The sequence below is a fragment of the Gilvimarinus sp. 1_MG-2023 genome (genome assembly GCF_030548285.1).
On the sequence record NZ_JAUOSC010000001.1, the window covers coordinates 564639 to 584282 of the forward strand.

General features: G+C 52.3%; 23 protein-coding genes. 1 reads left to right on the forward strand and 22 read right to left on the reverse strand.

What is annotated here, in order from left to right; genetic code table 11:
- Positions 1-470: 470 nt before the first annotated feature.
- From Q4563_RS02460 to Q4563_RS02500, 9 genes are all read right to left on the reverse strand, one after another.
- Positions 471-1421: an acetyl-CoA carboxylase carboxyltransferase subunit alpha gene (locus Q4563_RS02460; protein WP_303603478.1), complete on the reverse strand. Its 951-nt coding sequence runs from the start codon at positions 1419-1421 to the stop codon at positions 471-473.
- A 252-nt stretch (positions 1422-1673) separates the two neighbouring features.
- On the reverse strand, positions 1674-1886 hold the full coding sequence (locus Q4563_RS02465; RefSeq protein ID WP_215977671.1) for a hypothetical protein: 213 nt from the start codon (positions 1884-1886) through the stop codon (positions 1674-1676).
- 41 nt (positions 1887-1927) lie between these two features.
- Positions 1928-2539, reverse strand: a complete 612-nt coding sequence (gene ureG, locus Q4563_RS02470) for an urease accessory protein UreG (RefSeq protein ID WP_215977672.1) — start codon at positions 2537-2539, stop codon at positions 1928-1930.
- A 47-nt stretch (positions 2540-2586) separates the two neighbouring features.
- Entirely contained in the window at positions 2587-3258 is a 672-nt protein-coding gene (locus tag Q4563_RS02475) for an urease accessory protein UreF (RefSeq protein WP_303603479.1), read from the reverse strand.
- On the reverse strand, positions 3259-3738 hold the full coding sequence (gene ureE / locus Q4563_RS02480; protein WP_303603480.1) for an urease accessory protein UreE: 480 nt from the start codon (positions 3736-3738) through the stop codon (positions 3259-3261).
- A gap of 8 nt (positions 3739-3746) precedes the next feature.
- A complete protein-coding gene (gene ureC, locus Q4563_RS02485; RefSeq protein WP_303603481.1) occupies positions 3747-5450 on the reverse strand; it encodes an urease subunit alpha in 1704 nt (567 codons plus the stop codon).
- Between the two features lie 3 nt (positions 5451-5453).
- Positions 5454-5759 carry an urease subunit beta gene (locus Q4563_RS02490; RefSeq protein ID WP_303603482.1) on the reverse strand — a complete coding sequence of 102 codons (306 nt, stop codon included), beginning with the start codon at positions 5757-5759 and terminating at the stop codon, positions 5454-5456.
- A gap of 9 nt (positions 5760-5768) precedes the next feature.
- On the reverse strand, positions 5769-6071 hold the full coding sequence (gene ureA, locus Q4563_RS02495) for an urease subunit gamma (protein ID WP_215977675.1): 303 nt from the start codon (positions 6069-6071) through the stop codon (positions 5769-5771).
- Positions 6072-6087: 16 nt separating this feature from the next.
- Complete coding sequence (locus tag Q4563_RS02500) at positions 6088-6954, reverse strand: urease accessory protein UreD (protein WP_303603483.1); 867 nt, start codon at positions 6952-6954, stop codon at positions 6088-6090.
- A 426-nt stretch (positions 6955-7380) separates the two neighbouring features.
- Between Q4563_RS02500 and ppnN the strand changes: the two genes are divergently transcribed.
- Positions 7381-8796, forward strand: a complete 1416-nt coding sequence (gene ppnN, locus Q4563_RS02505; protein WP_303603484.1) for a nucleotide 5'-monophosphate nucleosidase PpnN — start codon at positions 7381-7383, stop codon at positions 8794-8796.
- Positions 8797-9343: 547 nt separating this feature from the next.
- Here the strand turns inward: ppnN and Q4563_RS02510 are convergent.
- The 13 genes from Q4563_RS02510 to Q4563_RS02570 form a co-directional block, all read right to left on the reverse strand.
- On the reverse strand, positions 9344-10180 hold the full coding sequence (locus Q4563_RS02510; protein WP_215977683.1) for a YbgF trimerization domain-containing protein: 837 nt from the start codon (positions 10178-10180) through the stop codon (positions 9344-9346).
- A 10-nt stretch (positions 10181-10190) separates the two neighbouring features.
- Complete coding sequence (gene pal, locus Q4563_RS02515) at positions 10191-10700, reverse strand: peptidoglycan-associated lipoprotein Pal (protein ID WP_215977684.1); 510 nt, start codon at positions 10698-10700, stop codon at positions 10191-10193.
- Positions 10701-10744: 44 nt separating this feature from the next.
- The gene (gene tolB / locus Q4563_RS02520; RefSeq protein ID WP_303603485.1) at positions 10745-12028 is read right to left on the reverse strand and encodes a Tol-Pal system beta propeller repeat protein TolB; all 1284 of its coding nucleotides are present in this window, start codon (positions 12026-12028) and stop codon (positions 10745-10747) included.
- Complete coding sequence (gene tolA, locus Q4563_RS02525) at positions 12025-12828, reverse strand: cell envelope integrity protein TolA (protein WP_215977686.1); 804 nt, start codon at positions 12826-12828, stop codon at positions 12025-12027. The genes tolB and tolA overlap by 4 nt, the downstream gene beginning before the upstream one ends.
- Before the next feature lie 14 nt (positions 12829-12842).
- Positions 12843-13271 (reverse strand): protein TolR, encoded by a 429-nt coding sequence (gene tolR / locus Q4563_RS02530; RefSeq protein ID WP_215977687.1) that lies wholly within the window; start codon positions 13269-13271, stop codon positions 12843-12845.
- A 31-nt stretch (positions 13272-13302) separates the two neighbouring features.
- Entirely contained in the window at positions 13303-13995 is a 693-nt protein-coding gene (gene tolQ / locus Q4563_RS02535) for a protein TolQ (protein ID WP_215977688.1), read from the reverse strand.
- A gap of 6 nt (positions 13996-14001) precedes the next feature.
- Positions 14002-14424 carry a tol-pal system-associated acyl-CoA thioesterase gene (gene ybgC, locus Q4563_RS02540; protein WP_215977689.1) on the reverse strand — a complete coding sequence of 141 codons (423 nt, stop codon included), beginning with the start codon at positions 14422-14424 and terminating at the stop codon, positions 14002-14004.
- Positions 14421-15443, reverse strand: a complete 1023-nt coding sequence (gene ruvB / locus Q4563_RS02545) for a Holliday junction branch migration DNA helicase RuvB (protein WP_303603486.1) — start codon at positions 15441-15443, stop codon at positions 14421-14423. Before ruvB ends, ybgC begins: the two co-directional genes overlap by 4 nt.
- Before the next feature lie 6 nt (positions 15444-15449).
- Positions 15450-16052 (reverse strand): Holliday junction branch migration protein RuvA, encoded by a 603-nt coding sequence (ruvA, locus tag Q4563_RS02550; RefSeq protein ID WP_215977691.1) that lies wholly within the window; start codon positions 16050-16052, stop codon positions 15450-15452.
- Between the two features lie 34 nt (positions 16053-16086).
- Entirely contained in the window at positions 16087-16605 is a 519-nt protein-coding gene (ruvC, locus tag Q4563_RS02555; protein WP_215977692.1) for a crossover junction endodeoxyribonuclease RuvC, read from the reverse strand.
- Positions 16606-16854: 249 nt separating this feature from the next.
- Positions 16855-18642, reverse strand: coding sequence for an aspartate--tRNA ligase (gene aspS / locus Q4563_RS02560; protein WP_215977693.1), 1788 nt, complete (start codon positions 18640-18642; stop codon positions 16855-16857).
- A 40-nt stretch (positions 18643-18682) separates the two neighbouring features.
- Positions 18683-18946, reverse strand: coding sequence for an FmdB family zinc ribbon protein (locus Q4563_RS02565; RefSeq protein WP_215977694.1), 264 nt, complete (start codon positions 18944-18946; stop codon positions 18683-18685).
- A gap of 186 nt (positions 18947-19132) precedes the next feature.
- Positions 19133-19444 carry a Rieske (2Fe-2S) protein gene (locus Q4563_RS02570; RefSeq protein WP_215977695.1) on the reverse strand — a complete coding sequence of 104 codons (312 nt, stop codon included), beginning with the start codon at positions 19442-19444 and terminating at the stop codon, positions 19133-19135.
- Positions 19445-19644 lie beyond the last annotated feature (200 nt).

Sequence of the window (19644 nt, forward strand, 5' to 3'; positions counted from 1 at the left end):
TTGTGGATAAGCGTGCGAAGCCAACAATTGGGGTTGAGCGTCTGATGAAAAATGAAAGCCTGACGGCTGATGTCTGACGCCTGATGTCAGATGCAAAAACAAAACCCGCTACGAAGTCCCCTCCCCCATCTCATCCAGCCGAATTCGAGTTAATTTTGTGGGTTAATTGCACATGGACGTGCAATTAACCCACAAAATTGGCTTGAATTCGGGAACCCGAATAGCTACATGGACGTAGTGTATTAGAGCAACGCAGGAGCAGTTGCCGAGGGCTGAGATGTGCGGGGTGAGTTTCTTGGGTACTTCTTTGCTCACCAAAGAAGTACCTCGCCCGCCCGGCGACCGAGGGCAAAAGGTTAAAATACAGTCTGATGTCTGACGAGAACTGAAGGTCTGACGTCCGACGTCCGAAGTCTGACGCAAAAAAAAGCCCCTTCAAAAAGGGGCTTTTTCACAAACAACACTAACCGTTACGGATTCCCGTAACTCATCAACCGCTCATAGCGCTTCTCAAGCAACTCCTCAATCGGAACCCCAGATAAACGATCAAGCTGATCGGACAAACGCATACGCAGGTTATCGGCCATGACATCAATATCGCGATGCGCACCGCCCAGTGGCTCAGGAATGGTTTCATCGACAATACCCAGCTCTTCCAGAACACTGGAGGTAACCCCCATTGCCTCGGCAGCCAGCGGCGCCTTGTCGACGGTTTTCCAGATGATATTGGCGCAGCCTTCGGGCGAGATGACAAAATAGGTGGAGTATTGCAGCATGTTGAGGTGGTCGCCCACGCCAATAGCCAAAGCACCACCGGAGGAGCCTTCACCAATAACGGTACAGATAATCGGCGTTTTTAAACGTGACATGACCGCCAGATTTTGGGCGATGGCCTCACTGATGCCGCGCTCCTCACTGTCGATGCCGGGATAGGCCCCGGGGGTGTCGATCAGAGTTAGCACTGGCAGTTTAAAACGCTCGGCCATTTCCATCAGGCGCAGCGCTTTGCGATAGCCTTCAGGTTTAGGCATACCAAAGTTGCGGGCAACCTTTTCGCTGACGCTGCGGCCCTTCTCTTCGCCGATAACCATAACCGGCTTACCATCTAAACGGGCAACGCCGCCGACAATGGCCTGATCGTCACCGAAGTGACGGTCGCCGTGCAACTCGTCCCAATCGGTAAAGATCCGCTTAATATAGTCGGTGGTATAGGGGCGCTGAGGGTGACGAGCCACCTGCACAATCTGCCACGGGGTCAGATTGCTGTAGATGCTTTCGGTCAGCTTAGTGCTTTTTTCCTTCAGCTTGGAGATTTCATCGGTAATGTTCAGGTCGTTATCATTGCCGACAAGCTGCAGCTCTTCGATTTTGCCTTCGAGAACGGCGATGGGCTGTTCAAATTCTAGATAATTCAGATTCATAATTGTCAATGAAGCCTTGTCGGGCCGCCGTAGCAGCCCCAGATTTAATCGGTTTTAGGCCGCATAAGATACGCGAAATAGCGTTAATAGTCGACCCTTGGCGCATTTATCAACAGCCAGCCTCAACAAGCCGCCCACCGCCTTAGCTTTACGTACAAAGGTGTGCATAAATTATACAAAACAGGGCGCACCGGTCCTGCCCTGGCCGACCCATCGAAATAGCTCTGCTTTATAGGTAAACCGATTAACCCACTAGCGGTCTTCCCGATCGCGTCGCTCGCCCATACCGCGCAAGTAGCGCGATACAACCCAGTACCCCACCAGTAAAAAAGCCACCAAGGCAAAGCTTGCGATGGAGAAGTGAATATGGTCGGACACATCACTGCTGTGATGTGGATGTGCTTGCGCCACGCAGGTCACCAATAAGGTCATTAAGCCGGCAGCGATTTTTATTACAGTGTTCATAAAAACTCCTAACATCAAATATAAGGGCAATAGGTTAAAGCTTAAGCCGATAACATGCCGGCTTGCTCAATAAAGGCAATCACATCGGCCACACCGGTTTCGTCTTTTAAATTAGTAAAGATAAAGGGTTTGTCACCGCGCATTTTTTTCGCATCGCGATCCATTACATCGAGATCGGCGCCCACCAACGGTGCCAAATCAATTTTATTGATGATCAATAAATCGGATTTGGTGATGCCCGGCCCACCCTTGCGGGGAATTTTATCGCCGGCCGATACGTCGATGACGTAGAGAGTTAAGTCGGACAATTCTGGGCTAAAAGTTGCGGCCAAATTGTCGCCACCGCTTTCAATTAAAATAACATCCAGCCCCTCGTGGCGGCGCTGCAATTCGGCGACGGCGGATAAGTTCATGGAGGCGTCTTCGCGGATCGCTGTGTGCGGGCAGCCGCCAGTTTCGACCCCCATGATACGATCGTCTTCCAGCGCTTTGTGACGCTGTAAAAACTCCTGATCTTCGCGGGTATAAATATCGTTGGTGATAACCGCGATGTTGTATTTATTTTTTAAATGCGCGCACAGGGATTTTACCAATGCGGTTTTGCCCGAGCCTACCGGGCCACCAATGCCCAGTCGTAATGTGGGTTTTTGCATAACAGTTCCTAAATTTACTCTTTTAATAAGATTAGAATTATCTCGCGTTACGATCTAAATAATCGCGAATATTGTCTTTCGTGCAGGCTGGAGGCGAGCGCCACGCCGGGCAAACTTTGCCCCAAACGCTCATCGGGCACATCACTTGCCCCTTTACACACCGCTGGAATATGGGGCAATAATGCCACCAATATTTTTTGCGCCTGTGTTTGCCCCAAAGGCACTATTTTAGTCGCCGCGGCCACTTGGTTTTCCAGCCAGCTCCACACAAAACCTTCGGCCAAATCTTCGATGGCAATATTCCAATGCACGCCGGCCAATGCAAACTGACAGGTAAAACTGGGCGTGGCGCGATAAAGGTTAATATCCGCTTGCGCTACTTCTAGTGATTGCAATAAACGGTTTAGGGCAACGCCTAGCTGCTCGTCTTCCAACAACAGTTCGCGGGTTTCGCGGCAGGCGCGCAGGTAATCGTTAAGCCGATTAATCTCGTCAATATTATTAGATTGCCAGGCGGCGAAAAAGCGGTGCAGCAAGGGCAAATCCAAAGTCGCTAAGGAACGCTGCATCAGTGACAGCATCCAATCTTCCAGCTCGTCTTGCTCCTTGAGCCAGCCGCTGTCAATGGCGTACTCCAACCCTTGCGAATAGGCATAGGCACCGACCGGCAGCGCTGGGCTCACCAAGTGCATTAAATGCAACAGCGCCTGGCCCGCCATTTATCCGACGGCCTCATCATGGCTATGTGAATGGTCGTGGCTGTGCCCGTGTCCGGAGCCATGATAGGCACCGTTTTCAGGGTGAAATGGCAATTGCGCAACGTTTATCGTCAACCCGAGTCCGTGCACCATATCATCCAGAACATGATCGTGCTGGTAGCGCAGAAAACCCGCGCCAATTTGCAAGGGCACATGCCGGTTACCCAAGTGGTATGCGGCACGCATTAGGGCCAAGGCGTCATTCGACTCCACCTGGCTGACGTTTTCATTGGCAGCAACGATTTGCACTAAGGTGCCATCGCGACACTCCAGCACCTCGCCATCGGCCAAAACGTGGCCGCGCTCTAAAAACCAGCCGAGGGGTTGTCCGCAGCGAGTTTGACAGCGGTGACGACTTTTTTGCCGCTGCTCAAAGGTCAGCTCGGCTGTGGGCATAGTGGGCTCGGGCTGGCGCTCGACAATATGAAAAGCTTCTAGCATAAAAACCTCTAAAACAAACTGTAGCGCTGAGCCAAGGGCAACTCGGTGGCCGGCTCGCAGGTTAGCAACTGGCCATCGGCCCGCACTTCGTAGGTTTGCGGGTCGACTTCCATATGGGGCTGATAATCGTTGAGCACCATACTCGATTTGGTCACCGAACGGCAGGCTTTAACACCAACCAAACGGCGCTCCAACTCCAGCGAACCTTTAATACCTGCCTCTATTGCGGCCTGACTGACAAAAGACACCGAGGTGCCGGTACAGGCCTTGCCGTAAGCGCCAAACATGGGCCGGTAATGCACCGGCTGCGGAGTTGGGATGGACGCATTGGGGTCGCCCATGGGCGCTGCGGCAATGGCGCCACCTTTAATAATCAGCGATGGCTTGCTGCCGAAAAACGCCGGCTTCCACAACACCAGATCAGCCAACTTACCCACTTCAATTGAGCCCACTTCGTGCGATATGCCGTGTGCGATGGCTGGGTTAATGGTGTATTTGGCTAAGTAACGTTTTACTCTAAAGTTATCAACGCTGGAGGTTTCACCTTCCAGTGCGCCGCGCTGTTGCCGCATTTTGTGTGCGGTCTGCCAGGTACGGCACACTACCTCACCCACTCGCCCCATGGCTTGCGAGTCGGAGCTGATCATGGAGAAAGCCCCTAGATCGTGCAGAATATCCTCGGCGGCGATGGTTTCTTTGCGAATACGCGAATCGGCAAAGGCGACATCTTCTGGAATGTTAGGGTCCAGATGGTGACATACCATCAGCATATCCAAGTGTTCGTCGATGGTGTTGACGGTATAGGGCCGGGTCGGGTTAGTGGACGATGGCAAGACGTTGGACAGACCACAGGCTTTAATAATATCCGGCGCGTGACCACCACCGGCACCTTCGGTGTGGTAAGTGTGAATGGTGCGGCCGCCAAATGCGGCGATGGTGTCTTCGACAAAACCCGATTCGTTTAAGGTGTCGGTATGAATAGCCACCTGTACATCGTACTGCTCGGCGATATTCAAACAGTTATCAATCGAGGCCGGCGTGGTGCCCCAGTCTTCGTGCAGCTTTAGGCCGAGCGCACCGGCGCGCACCTGTTCTTCCAGTGCCAGTGGCAAGCTGGCGTTGCCTTTACCGAGCAAGCCGATGTTCATCGGAAAGCTTTCCACCGCTTGCAACATTTTACCCAAGTGCCAGGGGCCAGGGGTACAGGTGGTGGCGTTGGTGCCCGTCGCCGGGCCGGTTCCGCCGCCAATCATGGTGGTCACACCACTCATTAATGCTTCATCGATTTGTTGCGGACAAATAAAATGAATGTGGGCGTCGATGCCACCGGCAGTAAGGATCTGCCCTTCACCCGCAATCACCTCTGTGCCTGGCCCGATAATAATATCCACGCCCGGTTGTATATCCGGGTTGCCCGCTTTGCCAATCGCTTCAATGCGGCCGTTTTTCAGGGCGACATCGGCTTTAACAATGCCCCAGTAATCCACAATAAGCGCGTTGGTAATAACGGTGTCGGGGGTGTCGGCGCAACTGGCCTGAGACTGACCCATGCCGTCGCGTATCACTTTACCGCCGCCAAATTTAACCTCTTCGCCGTAGATAGTGTGGTCTTTTTCCACCTCAATCCACAGACAGGTATCCCCCAAGCGCACTTTATCGCCCGTGGTGGGACCAAACATATCGGCGTAAGCCTTGCGATCTATTGTAGCCATGTTTTAAAGCCCCCCCATGACGTCGCCACGGAATCCGTAAATGATTTTATCGCCGCTCACCGCTACCAATTCAACCTCGCGCTCTTGGCCGGGCTCAAAGCGCACGGCGGTACCGGCGGCAATGTTTAAACGAAAGCCACGGGTGCTATCGCGATCGAAAGTCAGCGCTGGGTTCACTTCAAAAAAATGATAGTGCGACCCCACCTGTATGGGGCGATCGCCGGTGTTTTCCACCATAACCGTGACCGTTTCGCGGTCCGGGTTGAGAGCAATACTGCCCTCGGCAATTTGATATTCTCCTGGAATCACAAGCGCCTCCTAAACAATGGGGTTATGGACGGTTACCAACTTGGTTCCGTCGGGAAAGGTGGCTTCAACCTGTACCTCGTGCACCATGTCGGCAATACCATCCATAACATCTTCACGGGTTAGGATTTGCCGACCGTAATCCATCAACTCCGCCACGGTTCTCCCGTCGCGGGCGCCTTCCATAATCTCGGCACTGATCAGGGCAATGGATTCCGGGTAATTCAACTTCACCCCGCGCGCTTTGCGACGTTCAGCCAAAAGCGCTGCGGTAAACAGCATCAACTTATCTTTTTCTCTCGGATTTAATTCCACCGCTCTCTCCCCTGTATTATGTATGCCAAATACGAGGCTCAACCGCCTCGCGACCACAAACCTCAGGCCGGATTGCCTGCCAAATGTGAATAAAACCTTTGCGACATTCATAGGCACTGGGGCCTATATAACGCGCGATAAATAAATCTTCTTTTTGGGTTAAACCCCAATTGGGTTGACTGCCGTTGGCGGCTTGGTTGAGCTCTTCAAGCAATTGATCCACCAAATCGCGACTGGGGCTACCAGAAGCCACCAAGGTACCCAGACTGCCGGCGCCATTAAGGCCCCAGGGTTGCTGCATAAACGCATCACCACCGGTAATATGGTTGCGCTCAATTAGCCGGGGCACGCCATCTACCCACACCTCTAAATCCTGATGCACGCTGCCGGTATCAAACACCTCCTGACAAGCCGGGCGCCCCAGACAAGCTATATCCCACGCGATAAACGTAGCCCCAAGTGCGGCGGTTAACTTGGTGTGTAGCCGTGCGTTAGCCCCATTAAACACAATGGTTTCTTGTGGCAACCATTCCAAATGTCCGTTCTGGGCCACAGTAATATCAATGTGTTGCGATTGCGTGGTGGTACTATCACTGTGCTGTAAACCCGCGAGCGAGTAGACCTTACCCGCGGAGGGCGTGGTGACCAGAGCGGCAGCACCACTTTCGGCACCGAGAGAAATATGAAGCGCATCCCCCACCACCAATCCACCGGGCGGATGCAATAAATACACATGGGCACAGTCGCACTCGGGGTAAAAGGGGCGCTGAATTCTCAACGGGCCATAATGCTGCGCCCGGGTGACCGCTGTTTTACCGGCCCTGTGCGCAAAGCGCAGCGCGAGACTTGCCTGCCAGGAGCGCGAGACACGAGTGGTGTCCACAGCGCCGGCAGGCTCCGCGACTTGTCGATGTGACGTAACTGAGGTCAATGGCTTAACTCTATTGTTTTTTACTCGGGCGCTTGGGGCATACCGCGCCAACTTTTTTCGCGTTTTATCAATCCAGTGTGGCTAATCCGCCGACATTTTCCTCAGACATGAACAAGAAGCATGCCAAAGGCTCAAGAGGCCACACAGCCCACGGCCACAGGGGCCGGACAAGTATCTTACACCGTAACGCCGACAACCAACGCACCGTTACTGGTCACGATTTTAATTTTGCCCATGGGTACGCCCCATTTTAGACCAACCTACTCTATTGATACGAAGCCTTAACACAAAATAGAGTACACTTAAGTAAAACCCGTGCACGGTTAACGTCAGGTTCCCAACCATGCAATACGATCAGTCTGAGCTGTAGAGGACGCGATGCCAAATACTCAATTACCCTATCAACACGCCCACCAAGAAAACGGGCAGTACGACACCATAGACGCTATAGTCTCTCCCCAAAACCAACTCAATATACTCTCTAAAACCGAGGCCTCTCGTTTATTGGACGCCAGCCAGGGCGGCCTGTACACGCTGTTTCGCAGCTGTGCGCTGGCGGTACTCAATAGTGGTAACACCCTGGATGACGGTAAAGAGTTGCTGGAGCGCTACCCCGACTTTGCCATTCGGGTCATTCAGGAAGAGCGCGGCATTAAGTTGGAAGTAAATGGGGCTCCCAGCAGCGCATTTGTTGATGGCAAAATGATTCACGGTATCAGTGAGCATTTGTTTGCCGTATTGCGCGATGTGTTATTTGCCAGCGGCGAACAAAAGTTATTGTCTAGCGAGCAAACCAAGGCCCCTGCAGCGATTACCGACGCGGTGTTTCATATGCTGCGCAATGCCAAAATCATCCGCCCCAAGGTCGACCCCAATATTGTGGTGTGCTGGGGCGGCCATTCGATCAGTGTGGGTGAATACGACTACACCAAAAAGGTCGGCTATGAAATGGGCCTGCGCGGCCTGGACATTTGTACGGGTTGTGGCCCGGGCGCAATGAAAGGCCCCATGAAAGGTGCCACCATCGGCCACGCCAAACAGCGCCTGGGGGTTGGCCGCTATATCGGCATTACCGAACCGGGCATTATCGCCGCCGAAGCGCCCAATCCCATCGTCAACGAATTGGTGATTATGCCGGATATTGAAAAACGCCTAGAGGCGTTTGTGCGCAGTGGCCACGGCATTGTGGTATTCCCCGGTGGCGCCGGTACGGCCGAGGAGATTCTCTACCTATTGGGCATTTTACTGCACCCAGACAACCAGCAACTGCCCTTCCCCCTAATATTTACCGGGCCCGAATCGGCCCGCAGCTACTTCGAACAAATCGACAATTTTATTGGCCTGACTCTAGGGGCTGAGGCGCAAAGCCGCTACACCATGATTATCGACGATCCGGCTGCGGTAGCACGCCATATGGTTGAGGGGATGGGCGAGGTTCGGGCATTCCGTAAAGACACCGACGATGCTTATTACTTTAACTGGCAGCTAAAAATTGCACCGAATTTTCAACTGCCGTTCGAACCCAGTCACGAGAATATGCGCAACCTCACCTTGCAGCCACAACTTCCTAAACACGAGTTGGCCGCGAACTTGCGCCGTGCTTTCTCGGGAATAGTCGCCGGCAATGTAAAAGATGCCGGCATTCGTGCCATTGAAGAGCACGGCTTATTTGAGATCTGTGGTGACGCTTCCATAATGGGCCCTGTAGATGAGTTGCTGGATGCTTTCCAGCAGCAAGGGCGAATGAAGTTGCCGGGCAGTAATTACGTCCCCTGCTATCAAATCATTCGATGATGGCATCAAAATCCACTTTGTAGGAGATGTCTCACAAAAAGTAACGTCATACACCACTGTTCGTCGTCACGAGGTTTGGCGATACTGTTTAGCACAGGGACGTTACACGGATGACCAAGGGGCCAGGAAGGTTCACAGGATGTTAGCTACGGACTAGCCAGGGAAAATAAAATTTAATAGGGAACGACAACGGATTTGTCATATCGAGCAAACCAACACCCAGGTGTAGGAATCTCGAATAAACCACCGCGACAGGGGTTTAAATAATTTTTAGGCAGGATGCCAAGCCGCAGGAAGCGGACTTATAGGGAAAAACGGCCAAGGATGCCGACACGAACAAGGATTGGATATCGTTCACCAAAAGGTCCACTTTAGTGGGCCTTTTTTTCGCCCCACTTTTAACCTCACCTCGACACACCCAAGTAAAACCATGTAAATGCTTAAAATGCCACTACCCACCACACTGACACCACTTTCGCCTCTAAACTGAACACCCATAAAAAAACCAGCTCGAAAGCTGGTTTTTAACGATCTAAAACGCTAATGCTCAGAAGTTGTCTTGCAAATACCGCTGAGCCAGACGCGATGCATCCGCATTGCTGGCTGCGACAATATTTAAAAGTTCTTCTGCGCGGGCGCTATCGCCCTGCAAGTGGTAGACCTTACCAAGCTTAAACTGTGCGTCAGACACTTTACGACTATCGGGAAATTCAGCCAGTAAATCGCCAAACCAACGCTGCGCCTCGGGCAGGTTATTCTTTAACAGGTAGATTTCACCCAGCCAATAATAGCTATTACTGGCGTATTCACCGCGTGGGTACGCTTGCAAGTGACCTTTAAAAGCCTCAATAGAAGCGTCTATTTGCCGCTGCTTAAGTAAATCGTAAGCCGCGCCATAGACATCCGCTTCGTTGGCATCAGAGACTGTAGGGGTCTGTGAGAGCGCCGAAGGCGCCGTCACGGGCATGCTGAGCGGTGCTTTCCCGAGCTCAGACTGGCCGTTTGCTTGTGTAGATTCACCCGATGTGTTTGTCATTGGATTAGCAGTCACTGCAGATGCACCACCGGTTGAACCACCTGTGGTTAACGCACTGATGCGCTGATCCAAATTCAAATAATCATCCAACCGTTGTTGCTTGAGCCGTTTAATCTCAAACGATTGCTCCTCCACCATACCGCGCAGGTTCATAACCTCTTGCTGCAGGGTTTGTAGTTGGAAAAATAACTGTTCGGATTGCTCAGTCGCTTGCCCCGATGATACCGGCGCACCTCGAACGGGAGACGATACAGACTGCGGCGAAGAGTCAATCACTTGCACCTGCGCCACAGCCGCTGTACTGACAGCGGCCGCGATTGCGGCCGCCAACAACAGGGTATTTTTCATACCGCGACTCTTAGTAGTCGATTTCTACACGACGGTTTTTGCCCCATGCAGACTCACCGCTACCCATAGAAAGAGGACGCTCTTCACCGTAGCTGATCACTTCCAGGTTACCGCGGCTTACACCTTGCAGAACCATAAAGTCACGAACCGCATTGGCACGACGCTCACCCAGGGCCATGTTGTACTCGCGCGAGCCGCGCTCATCAGCGTGACCTTCTAAACGTACAGCAGTATCAGTACCGCGCAGCTTCTCAGCGTGCGCCAGCAGCAGTGAACGCGATTCTGGCAGCAGTACCGCCTGATCAAAGTCGAAATAAATAACAGTTTCTAAGGCTTCCATAGACTCTTCAGAGCCATCAGCCGAGCCCAGCGAACCACTACCAGAAGTACCGGTTGTTACACCACCGTTAGCATCTGCACCAGCAGCGTCTGAATCTTTAGTGTCTGTGCTAGAACAGCCCACTAAGAACGCCATTACAAAGGCTAAAGTCAGACCCTGTTTCATTGCTTTAGTAATCATGTTTGACTCCGATCAAGTTGTTGATTTTTTGGCTTACTAAACGTTTAAAAAAACGGTGACCAAGCAGGCTCCCTTACATCACCCTGCTTGGATGGCAAACGATACTTCGTGCCTGCGTCGAGCGAGACCGCAGCCAGTATACCTTTTCCCCCAAATCGTGTCGCGTACAGCAACATAGCCCCGTTAGGTGCTATAGTAGGCGATTCATCCAGGTTTGTCTCGGTCAGTATACGCAAGGTGCCTGTGGTCAGGTCTTGAGCGGCGATATGAAACACACCTCCGCGCTGATGCACCATGACCAAAGTCTTGCCATCTCTCGAAACTCGCCCGCGAGCGTTGTACTCGCCGTCAAAGGTTAAGCGTTCTACCCGCCCGCTGGCAAGTGTCACTTTATAAATTTGTGGTTTACCGCCTCGATTTGACGTAAAAACCACCCCTTTTCCGTCTGAAGTCCAGCTCGGCTCGGTATCAATAGCGTAATGATTGGTGATTCGGGTAAACCGGCGGCTGTTTAAATCCAGTGTATACACCTCAGGATTTCCGTCTTTTGACAGAACCATAGCCATTTTTGTGCCATCTGGAGAAAAGCTTGGAGCGCCATTTAGACCGGTAAAGTTGGTTAATTGCTCGCGCTGCCCAGTGGCTAGATCTTGCATAAAGATAGCCGGACGGGTGGTCTCAAAAGACACATAAGCCACTTTGCGACCATCAGGTGACCAGGTAGGCGACAACAGTGGCTGGTCAGACTCCAGCAATTGTCTCGGCCGAGCGCCGTCGGCATCGGCCAACATCAGGCGGAATTTATCCTCGCTGCCGGTATTTTGAAAGGCTTCAACATAGAGCACCTGTGTGGCAAAAGCGCCGCGAATACCGGTGATTTTCTCGTACACTTTATCGGAGATATGGTGGGCTATATCGCGTAACTGGGCGGCGCCACCATCCACCTTACCAGCACTTACCACTTTGCGCTGAGCGAGAATATCGTATAAATGATAAGTGACATAATAGCGGCCGGCTTCCTCTTTAATATCGCCAATCAATAGAAACTCGGTGCCCATCACCCGCCAATCGCGGTAAAACACATCGGCCTCAAAGCTGGGAAAAGACAGCATACTGGTACGGGGCACAGGGTCAAATTGGCCACTGCGCTCCAGATTAGAGGAAATAATTCGACTGACATCTTCCGGCAATGGCTGGCTACCACTCCAGCCCATAGGCACCACGGCAATACGAGTGGGGTTGTCTACCCCCTGAGTAATTTCAATGGTCAGCTGGGCCTGGGCGGCCGACACAAAACAAAAAAGTAAAAGTGATACAAGCTTTCTCACAGTCGCAAGTCCTTGGGGTCAAATACCAGTTTCAATTGACGGAAATTTTCTTCAAATAATGTAGGTGGCATATTGCGTAACTCGCTAAAGCGATCAATACGTCTTACCGCCTGCTCAGCGGAGCGATCAAAAGCGGCATTACCGCTACTGCGCACCACAGTAACATTAACCACCTGTCCGGTGGGCACTAACTGTATCAAGAGCTCGACTTTCATGCCACGTCGCGCTGAGGGTGGCCGGCTCCAGTTTTGCTCGATGCGCGACGAGATCATATTGACGTAACTTTGCGTCTGCTGGGCTGCCAACTGCGCCTGGCGCTGCTGCTCTTCTTTGCGCATGGCGTCGTCTAGTCGCTCCTCGGCAATACGCTCTTGGCGTTCACGCTCAGCTTTTGCCTTAGCGGCGTCTGCTTCGGCACGGCGCTTAGCTTCTAGCGCCTGCTGACGTTTGCGCTCGGCTTCTTGGTCGCGTTTTTTCTTGGCCTCAGCTTTGGCTTTGCGCTCGCGTTCAACGCGGCGCTGGCGAGCGGCCTCCTCTTTCGCTCGCTTAGCGGCCTCGGCACGCTGTTGTTCAAGCTCGCGCTTTTTGGTTAGGTCAATCACATTGTTCTTTTTTTGTGCAGGTGCTTTAGTATCTTGCGCCTTAAGCTCTACCAGTTTGGCCTCAACATAACGAGGCTTAAATACCCGTGGCGTTGGATCAGAGGTACTTTCCCAGCCCAGAGTAATACCAGCCAACAGCAGCGCATGTAAAAACACACTGACAATGGCAGCAATGACAAACTGGCTCTGATTATTCATAAGGCATCTAACATTTATTGTGGCGGCTCAGTGACCATGCCCACCGAAGGGGCGCCAGCATTTTGCAGCTCCGTCATCAGCTTGATAACCACACCATAATTCACGGCCGTATCACCCCACACCAGCACTGGCGTGTCAGGCTTTTCGCCCAAGACTTTAGACACCATTGCGGTAATTTGCTCCAGCGGCTTACCTACTTTAGGATCGCCACCAAGCTCTACGTAATAGTTGCCGTCTTTATCCACCGACACAATTAAGGGCTCATCGTCTTTGTCGTCCATCGGTGCCGACGGTGCCTGCGGCAGATCAACTTTCACCCCTTGCATTAACATAGGCGCGGTGACCATAAACACCACCAACAGTACCAACATCACGTCGATGTAAGGCACCACGTTGATTTCCGCCATGGGTTTCTTTTTTACTTTGGGTCCGAATGCGGCCATTAGACTACCCTACTTAACGGTTGTTCGAGGTTCACGACGAGACTTGTTTGCTGTGCACCTGGCGGTGCAATATCGAGGAGAATTCCTCGGCAAATGTCTGGTAGTGATTTTCCATCGACTCGGCGCGGGCCGAGAAACGGTTGTAGGCCAGCACTGCGGGAATCGCGGCGAAAAGACCCATGGCAGTTGCCACTAGCGCCTCGGAAATACCGGGCGCCACCGTTGCCAAGGTGGCCTGATGCACATTGGCCAAACCGCGGAATGAATTCATAATGCCCCACACGGTACCGAACAAACCGATGTACGGGCTAACCGAAGCGACACTGGCTAAAAACGGCAAGTTGGTTTCGAGCTTTTCTTCTTCGCGGGCTAACGCCACACGCATAGCGCGCTGACAACCTTCCATGACCGCGTCGGAGTCGGCGCTGCTTTGCGAGCGCAAGCGCATAAACTCTTTAAAACCGGCCCGGAATATATTCTCCACCCCATCGACAGCGTTATTGCCATTGCTTTGTCGGTAGAGCTGGTTCAGGTCAATCCCCGACCAAAACTTTTTCTCGAAAGCGAGAAATTTAGCGCGAGCCCGACTTTGATACATCCCCCGTTGAATGATCATCACCCAAGAGACGACCGAGGCTAAAAACAAAATTGCCATGACCAGTTGCACCAGCAAACTGGCGTTGGCGATTAACCCCCAAATAGATAAAGAGTGTTCGTTCGGCATAGCGACTCAACTTTTGTCAGTGATTGTATTGGTAGCCAACTGCTCACGCATGGCGGCAGGCATGGCACAAGGTTTCATGGTTTCTGGTGCAATACAGGCAATGCGTATTAGACCTGCGCACATCAATTCGTTCCCTTTGAGTATACGTTGGCGGAACACTACATTGGTGCGCGCCAGCTTTTCAATTTCGGTGGTGACACTTAGCAAGTCATCAAGCCGGGCCGAGCGTTTGTAATCCACCTCGGCGCGATGCACAACTAACAGCTTTCCATCATCCAATATGGCGGGCTTATCATAACCGTATTGGCGCAAAAATTCAGTGCGCGAGCGCTCCATAAACTTGAGGTAGTTAACGTAATAGACGATACCACCGGCGTCGGTATCTTCAATATAAACACGCACAGGAATGGAGAAGATGTCCGAGGTCACGAAGGGTCCTTAAATCGATCCGGTGTGGGCACGCCAAAATGCTGGTAAGCCAAGGCGGTTAAAGTGCGCCCGCGCGGCGTGCGGCTGATAAACCCCTGCTGAATCAGGTAGGGTTCAATCACATCTTCAATAGTGCCCCGCTCCTCGCCAATAGCGGCAGCGAGAGAATCCACCCCGACCGGGCCGCCGGCAAAGTTGTCCATTAAAGCGGCCAACAGGCGGCGGTCCATATGATCAAATCCGCGCACATCTACATTAAGCATATTGAGCGCTTTGTCGGCCACATCACAACTGACACGTCCGTCGGCCTTAATTTGAGCGTAGTCGCGCACCCGGCGCAGTAATCGGTTGGCAATACGCGGGGTACCACGCGAGCGCTTGGCAACTTCGGCCGCACCGGCCTGATCCATCTCCACCCCGAGCAAACCCGCCGAACGGCCGACAATGTGAGTCAGATCAGCGATATTGTAAAATTCCAGACGCTGTACAATACCAAAGCGATCGCGCAGTGGTGAGGTCAGAAGCCCCGCACGGGTAGTGGCACCCACCAGAGTGAAAGGCGGTAAATCCAGTTTAATTGAGCGCGCTGCTGGCCCCTCACCAATGACAATATCCAGCTGAAAATCTTCCATCGCCGGATACAAAATTTCCTCAACCACGGGGCTTAAGCGATGGATTTCGTCGATAAAAAGCACATCACCAGGCTCTAGATTGGTCATAAGTGCCGCCAAATCCCCGGCTTTTTCCAGTACGGGACCAGAGGTGCTTTTGAGGGCTACGCCCATTTCTTGAGCAATAATATTGGCCAGCGTGGTTTTACCCAATCCGGGGGGGCCAAACACTAAGGTGTGATCAAGCGATTCCCCGCGCTGATGAGCCGCCTGAATAAATATTTCCATTTGCTCACGAACGACAGGCTGCCCCACGTATTCGGCCAGAGATTTAGGGCGAATGGCGCGGTCTATTTGTTCTTCCTGTGGAATCGCATCGGGGGCGATAAGTCGGTCGGTTTCAATCATGGCGTACTAGCCTGCCACCTTTTTTAACGATAAGCGAATCAGTTCTTGCGCACTGGCTGCGGGTTGAGCTTTTTTGGCCGCGTTTACCATGCGACTCGCCTCGGTGGGTTTATAGCCTAATGCCACCAAGGCGCTTTCGGCTTCGCTGTCAGCATTGGTCGTCAGGCGAGCCCGAGGCTCGGGATTAAGCAAATCACCTCCGGCTGGCGCGGGCAGTTTATCGCGCAGTTCAATCACTAAACGCTCAGCGGTTTTTTTCCCCACGCCCGGCACTTTGACCAGCGCGCCGACGTTGTCTTCATGCACACAGTGAGCAATTTGCATCGCATCCAAACCCGATAAAATAGCCACTGCCATCTTGGGCCCTACGCCATTTACTTTAATTAAGGTTCTAAACAGGTCGCGCTCGCTGCGCTGGGCAAAACCAAACAGCTGTTGGGCAGTTTCACTGACGGCCAGATGGGTAAACAAGGTGGCGGGCTGATTGAGTTCGGGCAAGGCGTAAAATGTGGTCATTGGAGCCTGCACTTCATAGCCCACACCGCCCACATCCAAGAGCAAAAATGGAGCCTGCTTTTCGAGCAATGTGCCGTGTAATCGTCCAATCATAATGTCGCGCGTTCACCCAATCGTTAAAAGCCCTTTATACCATACGGCCACGGCGAAAGCTGCGCGCGCGCGCGGTTTTTAACAAATGTTGTTGGGAGTTTACATGGCACAGAGCGATGGCCAGTGCATCGGCTGCGTCCTCTTGAGGCGTACCAGGCAACTTAAGTAATGTTTTCACCATATGCTGCACCTGTGATTTATCCGCCGCACCAGTGCCTGTGATTGCCTGTTTGACTTTGCGCGCCTCGTATTCGCTAACCGGTAAATTCTGATTAACCGCAGCCACAATCGCCGCGCCGCGCGCTTGCCCCAATTTAAGAGCCGAGCCGGCGCTTTTAGCCATAAACACTTGCTCAATAGCAAACTCTTGCGGGATATATTGCTCAATCAATTCGGTAACACTGTCAAAAATCAGTTTTAAACGCTCAGGAAAGGCGATATCCGGTATGCGAATCACCCCGCTGGTGACATATTCTGTGCGCGAGCCTACCGTATTGACGATACCAAACCCGGTTTTGCGAGAGCCTGGGTCTATCCCCATTACTAGCGTCATAAGAATACGGCCTTAAATGAATCTAACTGCCCCACCCTAGACATCGGCGGCAGGAGTGCGAACCCTTATAATACGGCAATACGGTGCTCTACTCCATCGGCGGGCCGAAACCCACCGACGCACTGAAAACAGCCTGAGCTGTTTTGCGTTGTTTACGATGGATCTCTTAGCTGCGTTTGGCGATACAGAGCAATTATGTTACTTAAAAAAAAGCCGGGCATAAGCCCGGCTTTTTGGGTCGTGCGGTAATTACTCGGCCGCTTTTTCTTGCTTTTCTTTCTGACGTAAACGAATGTGCAGTTCGCGCAACTGGGTGGCATCAACCGCACCCGGTGCATCGGTCATAACACAGGCCGCACTCTGAGTTTTAGGGAAAGCGATGACATCGCGAATGGAGCTGGTACCCGTCATCAACATAATCAAACGATCCAAACCAAAGGCCAGGCCGCCGTGTGGTGGCGCACCGTACTTCAAGGCGTCGAGTAAGAAGCCGAACTTTTCGCGCTGCTCATCACTGCTAATACCAAGAATTTCAAATACTGCCTGCTGCATGGATTGGTCGTGAATACGAACCGAGCCACCGCCCAATTCAGTACCGTTAAGCACCATGTCGTAAGCGCGTGACAGCGCTTCGGCGGGACTGTCTTTTAGAGCGTCGGGTGAGCACGATGGTGCGGTGAACGGATGGTGCAGCGCCTGCATGGAACCGTCATCGTTTTCCTCAAACATGGGGAAGTCCACTACCCACAGCGGCGCCCACTCGCAGGTGTAGAGATTAAGGTCTTCACCCAGCTTACAACGCAGTGCACCCAAGGCTTCAGTGACGACATTGGCTTTGTCGGCACCGAAGAAAATCAGATCACCGTTAACCGCTTCAACACGATCCAAAATAGCTTTGCGCACATCGTTGGGCAGGAATTTCACAATGGGTGACTGCAAGCCATTTTCCATATCGCTGGCGTCATTGACCTTGATGTAAGCCAGACCTTTGGCGCCGTAGATACCGACAAATTTGGTGTAGTCATCGATTTGCTTACGGGTTAAGGCTTCGTTACCGCCAGGCACTTTCAGTGCAGTAACACGACCTTTAGGGTCTTTGGCAGGGCCGGAGAAGACTTTAAACTCAACCTCGGTCATCAGATCTTTGATATCAACCAACTCCAGCGGGATACGCATATCCGGCTTATCGGAGCCGTATTTGGCAATAGCCGTAGCGTAATCCATACGCGGGAACTCACCCAAATCAACGCTGAGCATATCGTTAAATAAGGTTTTGATCATGCCTTCAGTGATAGACATGATGCCCTCTTCATCCATAAAAGAGGTTTCGATATCGATTTGGGTGAACTCAGGCTGGCGGTCCGCGCGCAAATCTTCATCGCGAAAACACTTAGCAATTTGGTAGTAGCGGTCAAACCCCGACACCATCAGCAATTGCTTAAACAGTTGGGGTGACTGAGGCAGTGCGAAAAATTTGTTCTCGTGGGTGCGCGAAGGCACCAGGTAATCACGCGCACCTTCTGGGGTGGCACGGGTCAAAATGGGGGTTTCTATATCCAGAAAGCCGTTTTCGTCCAGGTAGTTGCGAATGGCAATAGTCACCTTGGAGCGGAACTGCAAACTTTTTTGCATCTCGGCACGACGCAAATCTAAGTAGCGGAACTTTAAGCGCACATCCTCGCCCACACTGGAGTGTTCCGACAACGGGAACGGCGTGGTTTCAGCCTCATTAAGAATTTCCAGCCCAGTGCCGTAGACTTCAACTTCACCGGTCGCCATATTGGCGTTTACCGTGGCGGCATCGCGAGCGCGTACTTTACCGGTCACCTGCAAGACATATTCACCGCGAACCTTATCGGCCAGGGCGAAGTTTTCTTTGGCGTCCGGATCAAACACTACCTGTACAATGCCGTCGCGATCGCGTAGGTCGATAAAAATGACACCGCCGTGGTCGCGGCGGCGATCAACCCAGCCGCACAGGGTGACTTCTTGATCGATAAAAGAGGCATTCAGAGCGCCACAGTATTGACTGCGCATAATTGTATTCCCGTCTATTCGCTTAGGGGGTGTCCCCGATTTAACTGGCCGGCGCTGCCGGTTTCGATTCACTTTTGCCGGCAGCCGGTTTGGCGGCATCGCCCGCAATATTTTTCTTTTTGCCTGACTTAAAGTCCGTTTCGTACCAGCCACCACCTTTTAGGCGAAAACCGGCCGCTGAAATCTTTTTGATTAAACTCGACTGCTGACAAGCCGGGCAGTCGGTTAGTGGCGCATCACTGAGTTTTTGCAGTGCTTCGAGCTCGTGGCCACAACTTTCACAACGGTATTCATAGATAGGCATAGTCTGTTACTCCGCAAATAAACCTACCAACAAACAGCGCTCCAGGAGACCTGGCCGCCAAAAAGGGCGCAATTATACCTCAGTGACAAGCTTCGAGAAACCGCGTAAACACGCTTATGGGGGCGATAGGCAAAATAAACCCATGAGTGGGCACCACACTGGCGTTAGGTACGCTTAGGGCGGTGGTTAATCCACCTCTACTCCCACTGAGTTACCTTCATAAACCAGAGGAAATGCCTGTAGGGCCCCCTGGCAGGTAGCCGGGTTGGCGGCACGGCCGGTATCGAGCGAGAATTCCATGCCGTGGGCCGGGCAGCGCAGCCAAGAGCCATGGATCGTCGCTTGATCGAGGCGCGCCTGCTGGTGTGGACACTGATTCAGCAGCAGCAAAAGCCGCCCATCCTCTTGCAGCAGCAGTAAATCTACGCCCTTAATGCGCAGCGATTGGCGATAACCATCGTAAAGTTCGTGCAATTTTGCCAAAGGAAGATAAGCCATAAATACCACTATGCCTCATAGTTGTACGCCAACAGAAGATTAAATTGGGCTCGATATACCCCTAATGGAATACCATTTAACCACGACCATGTCTTAATTTGCAGAAATACAGGCGCCAATGACTTAGCTATAGCCCTAGGTTCCGACTAGACTTTCAGCTATGATGCCGCCCGCCCAAGTATCACCGACCCGTGTGGTCG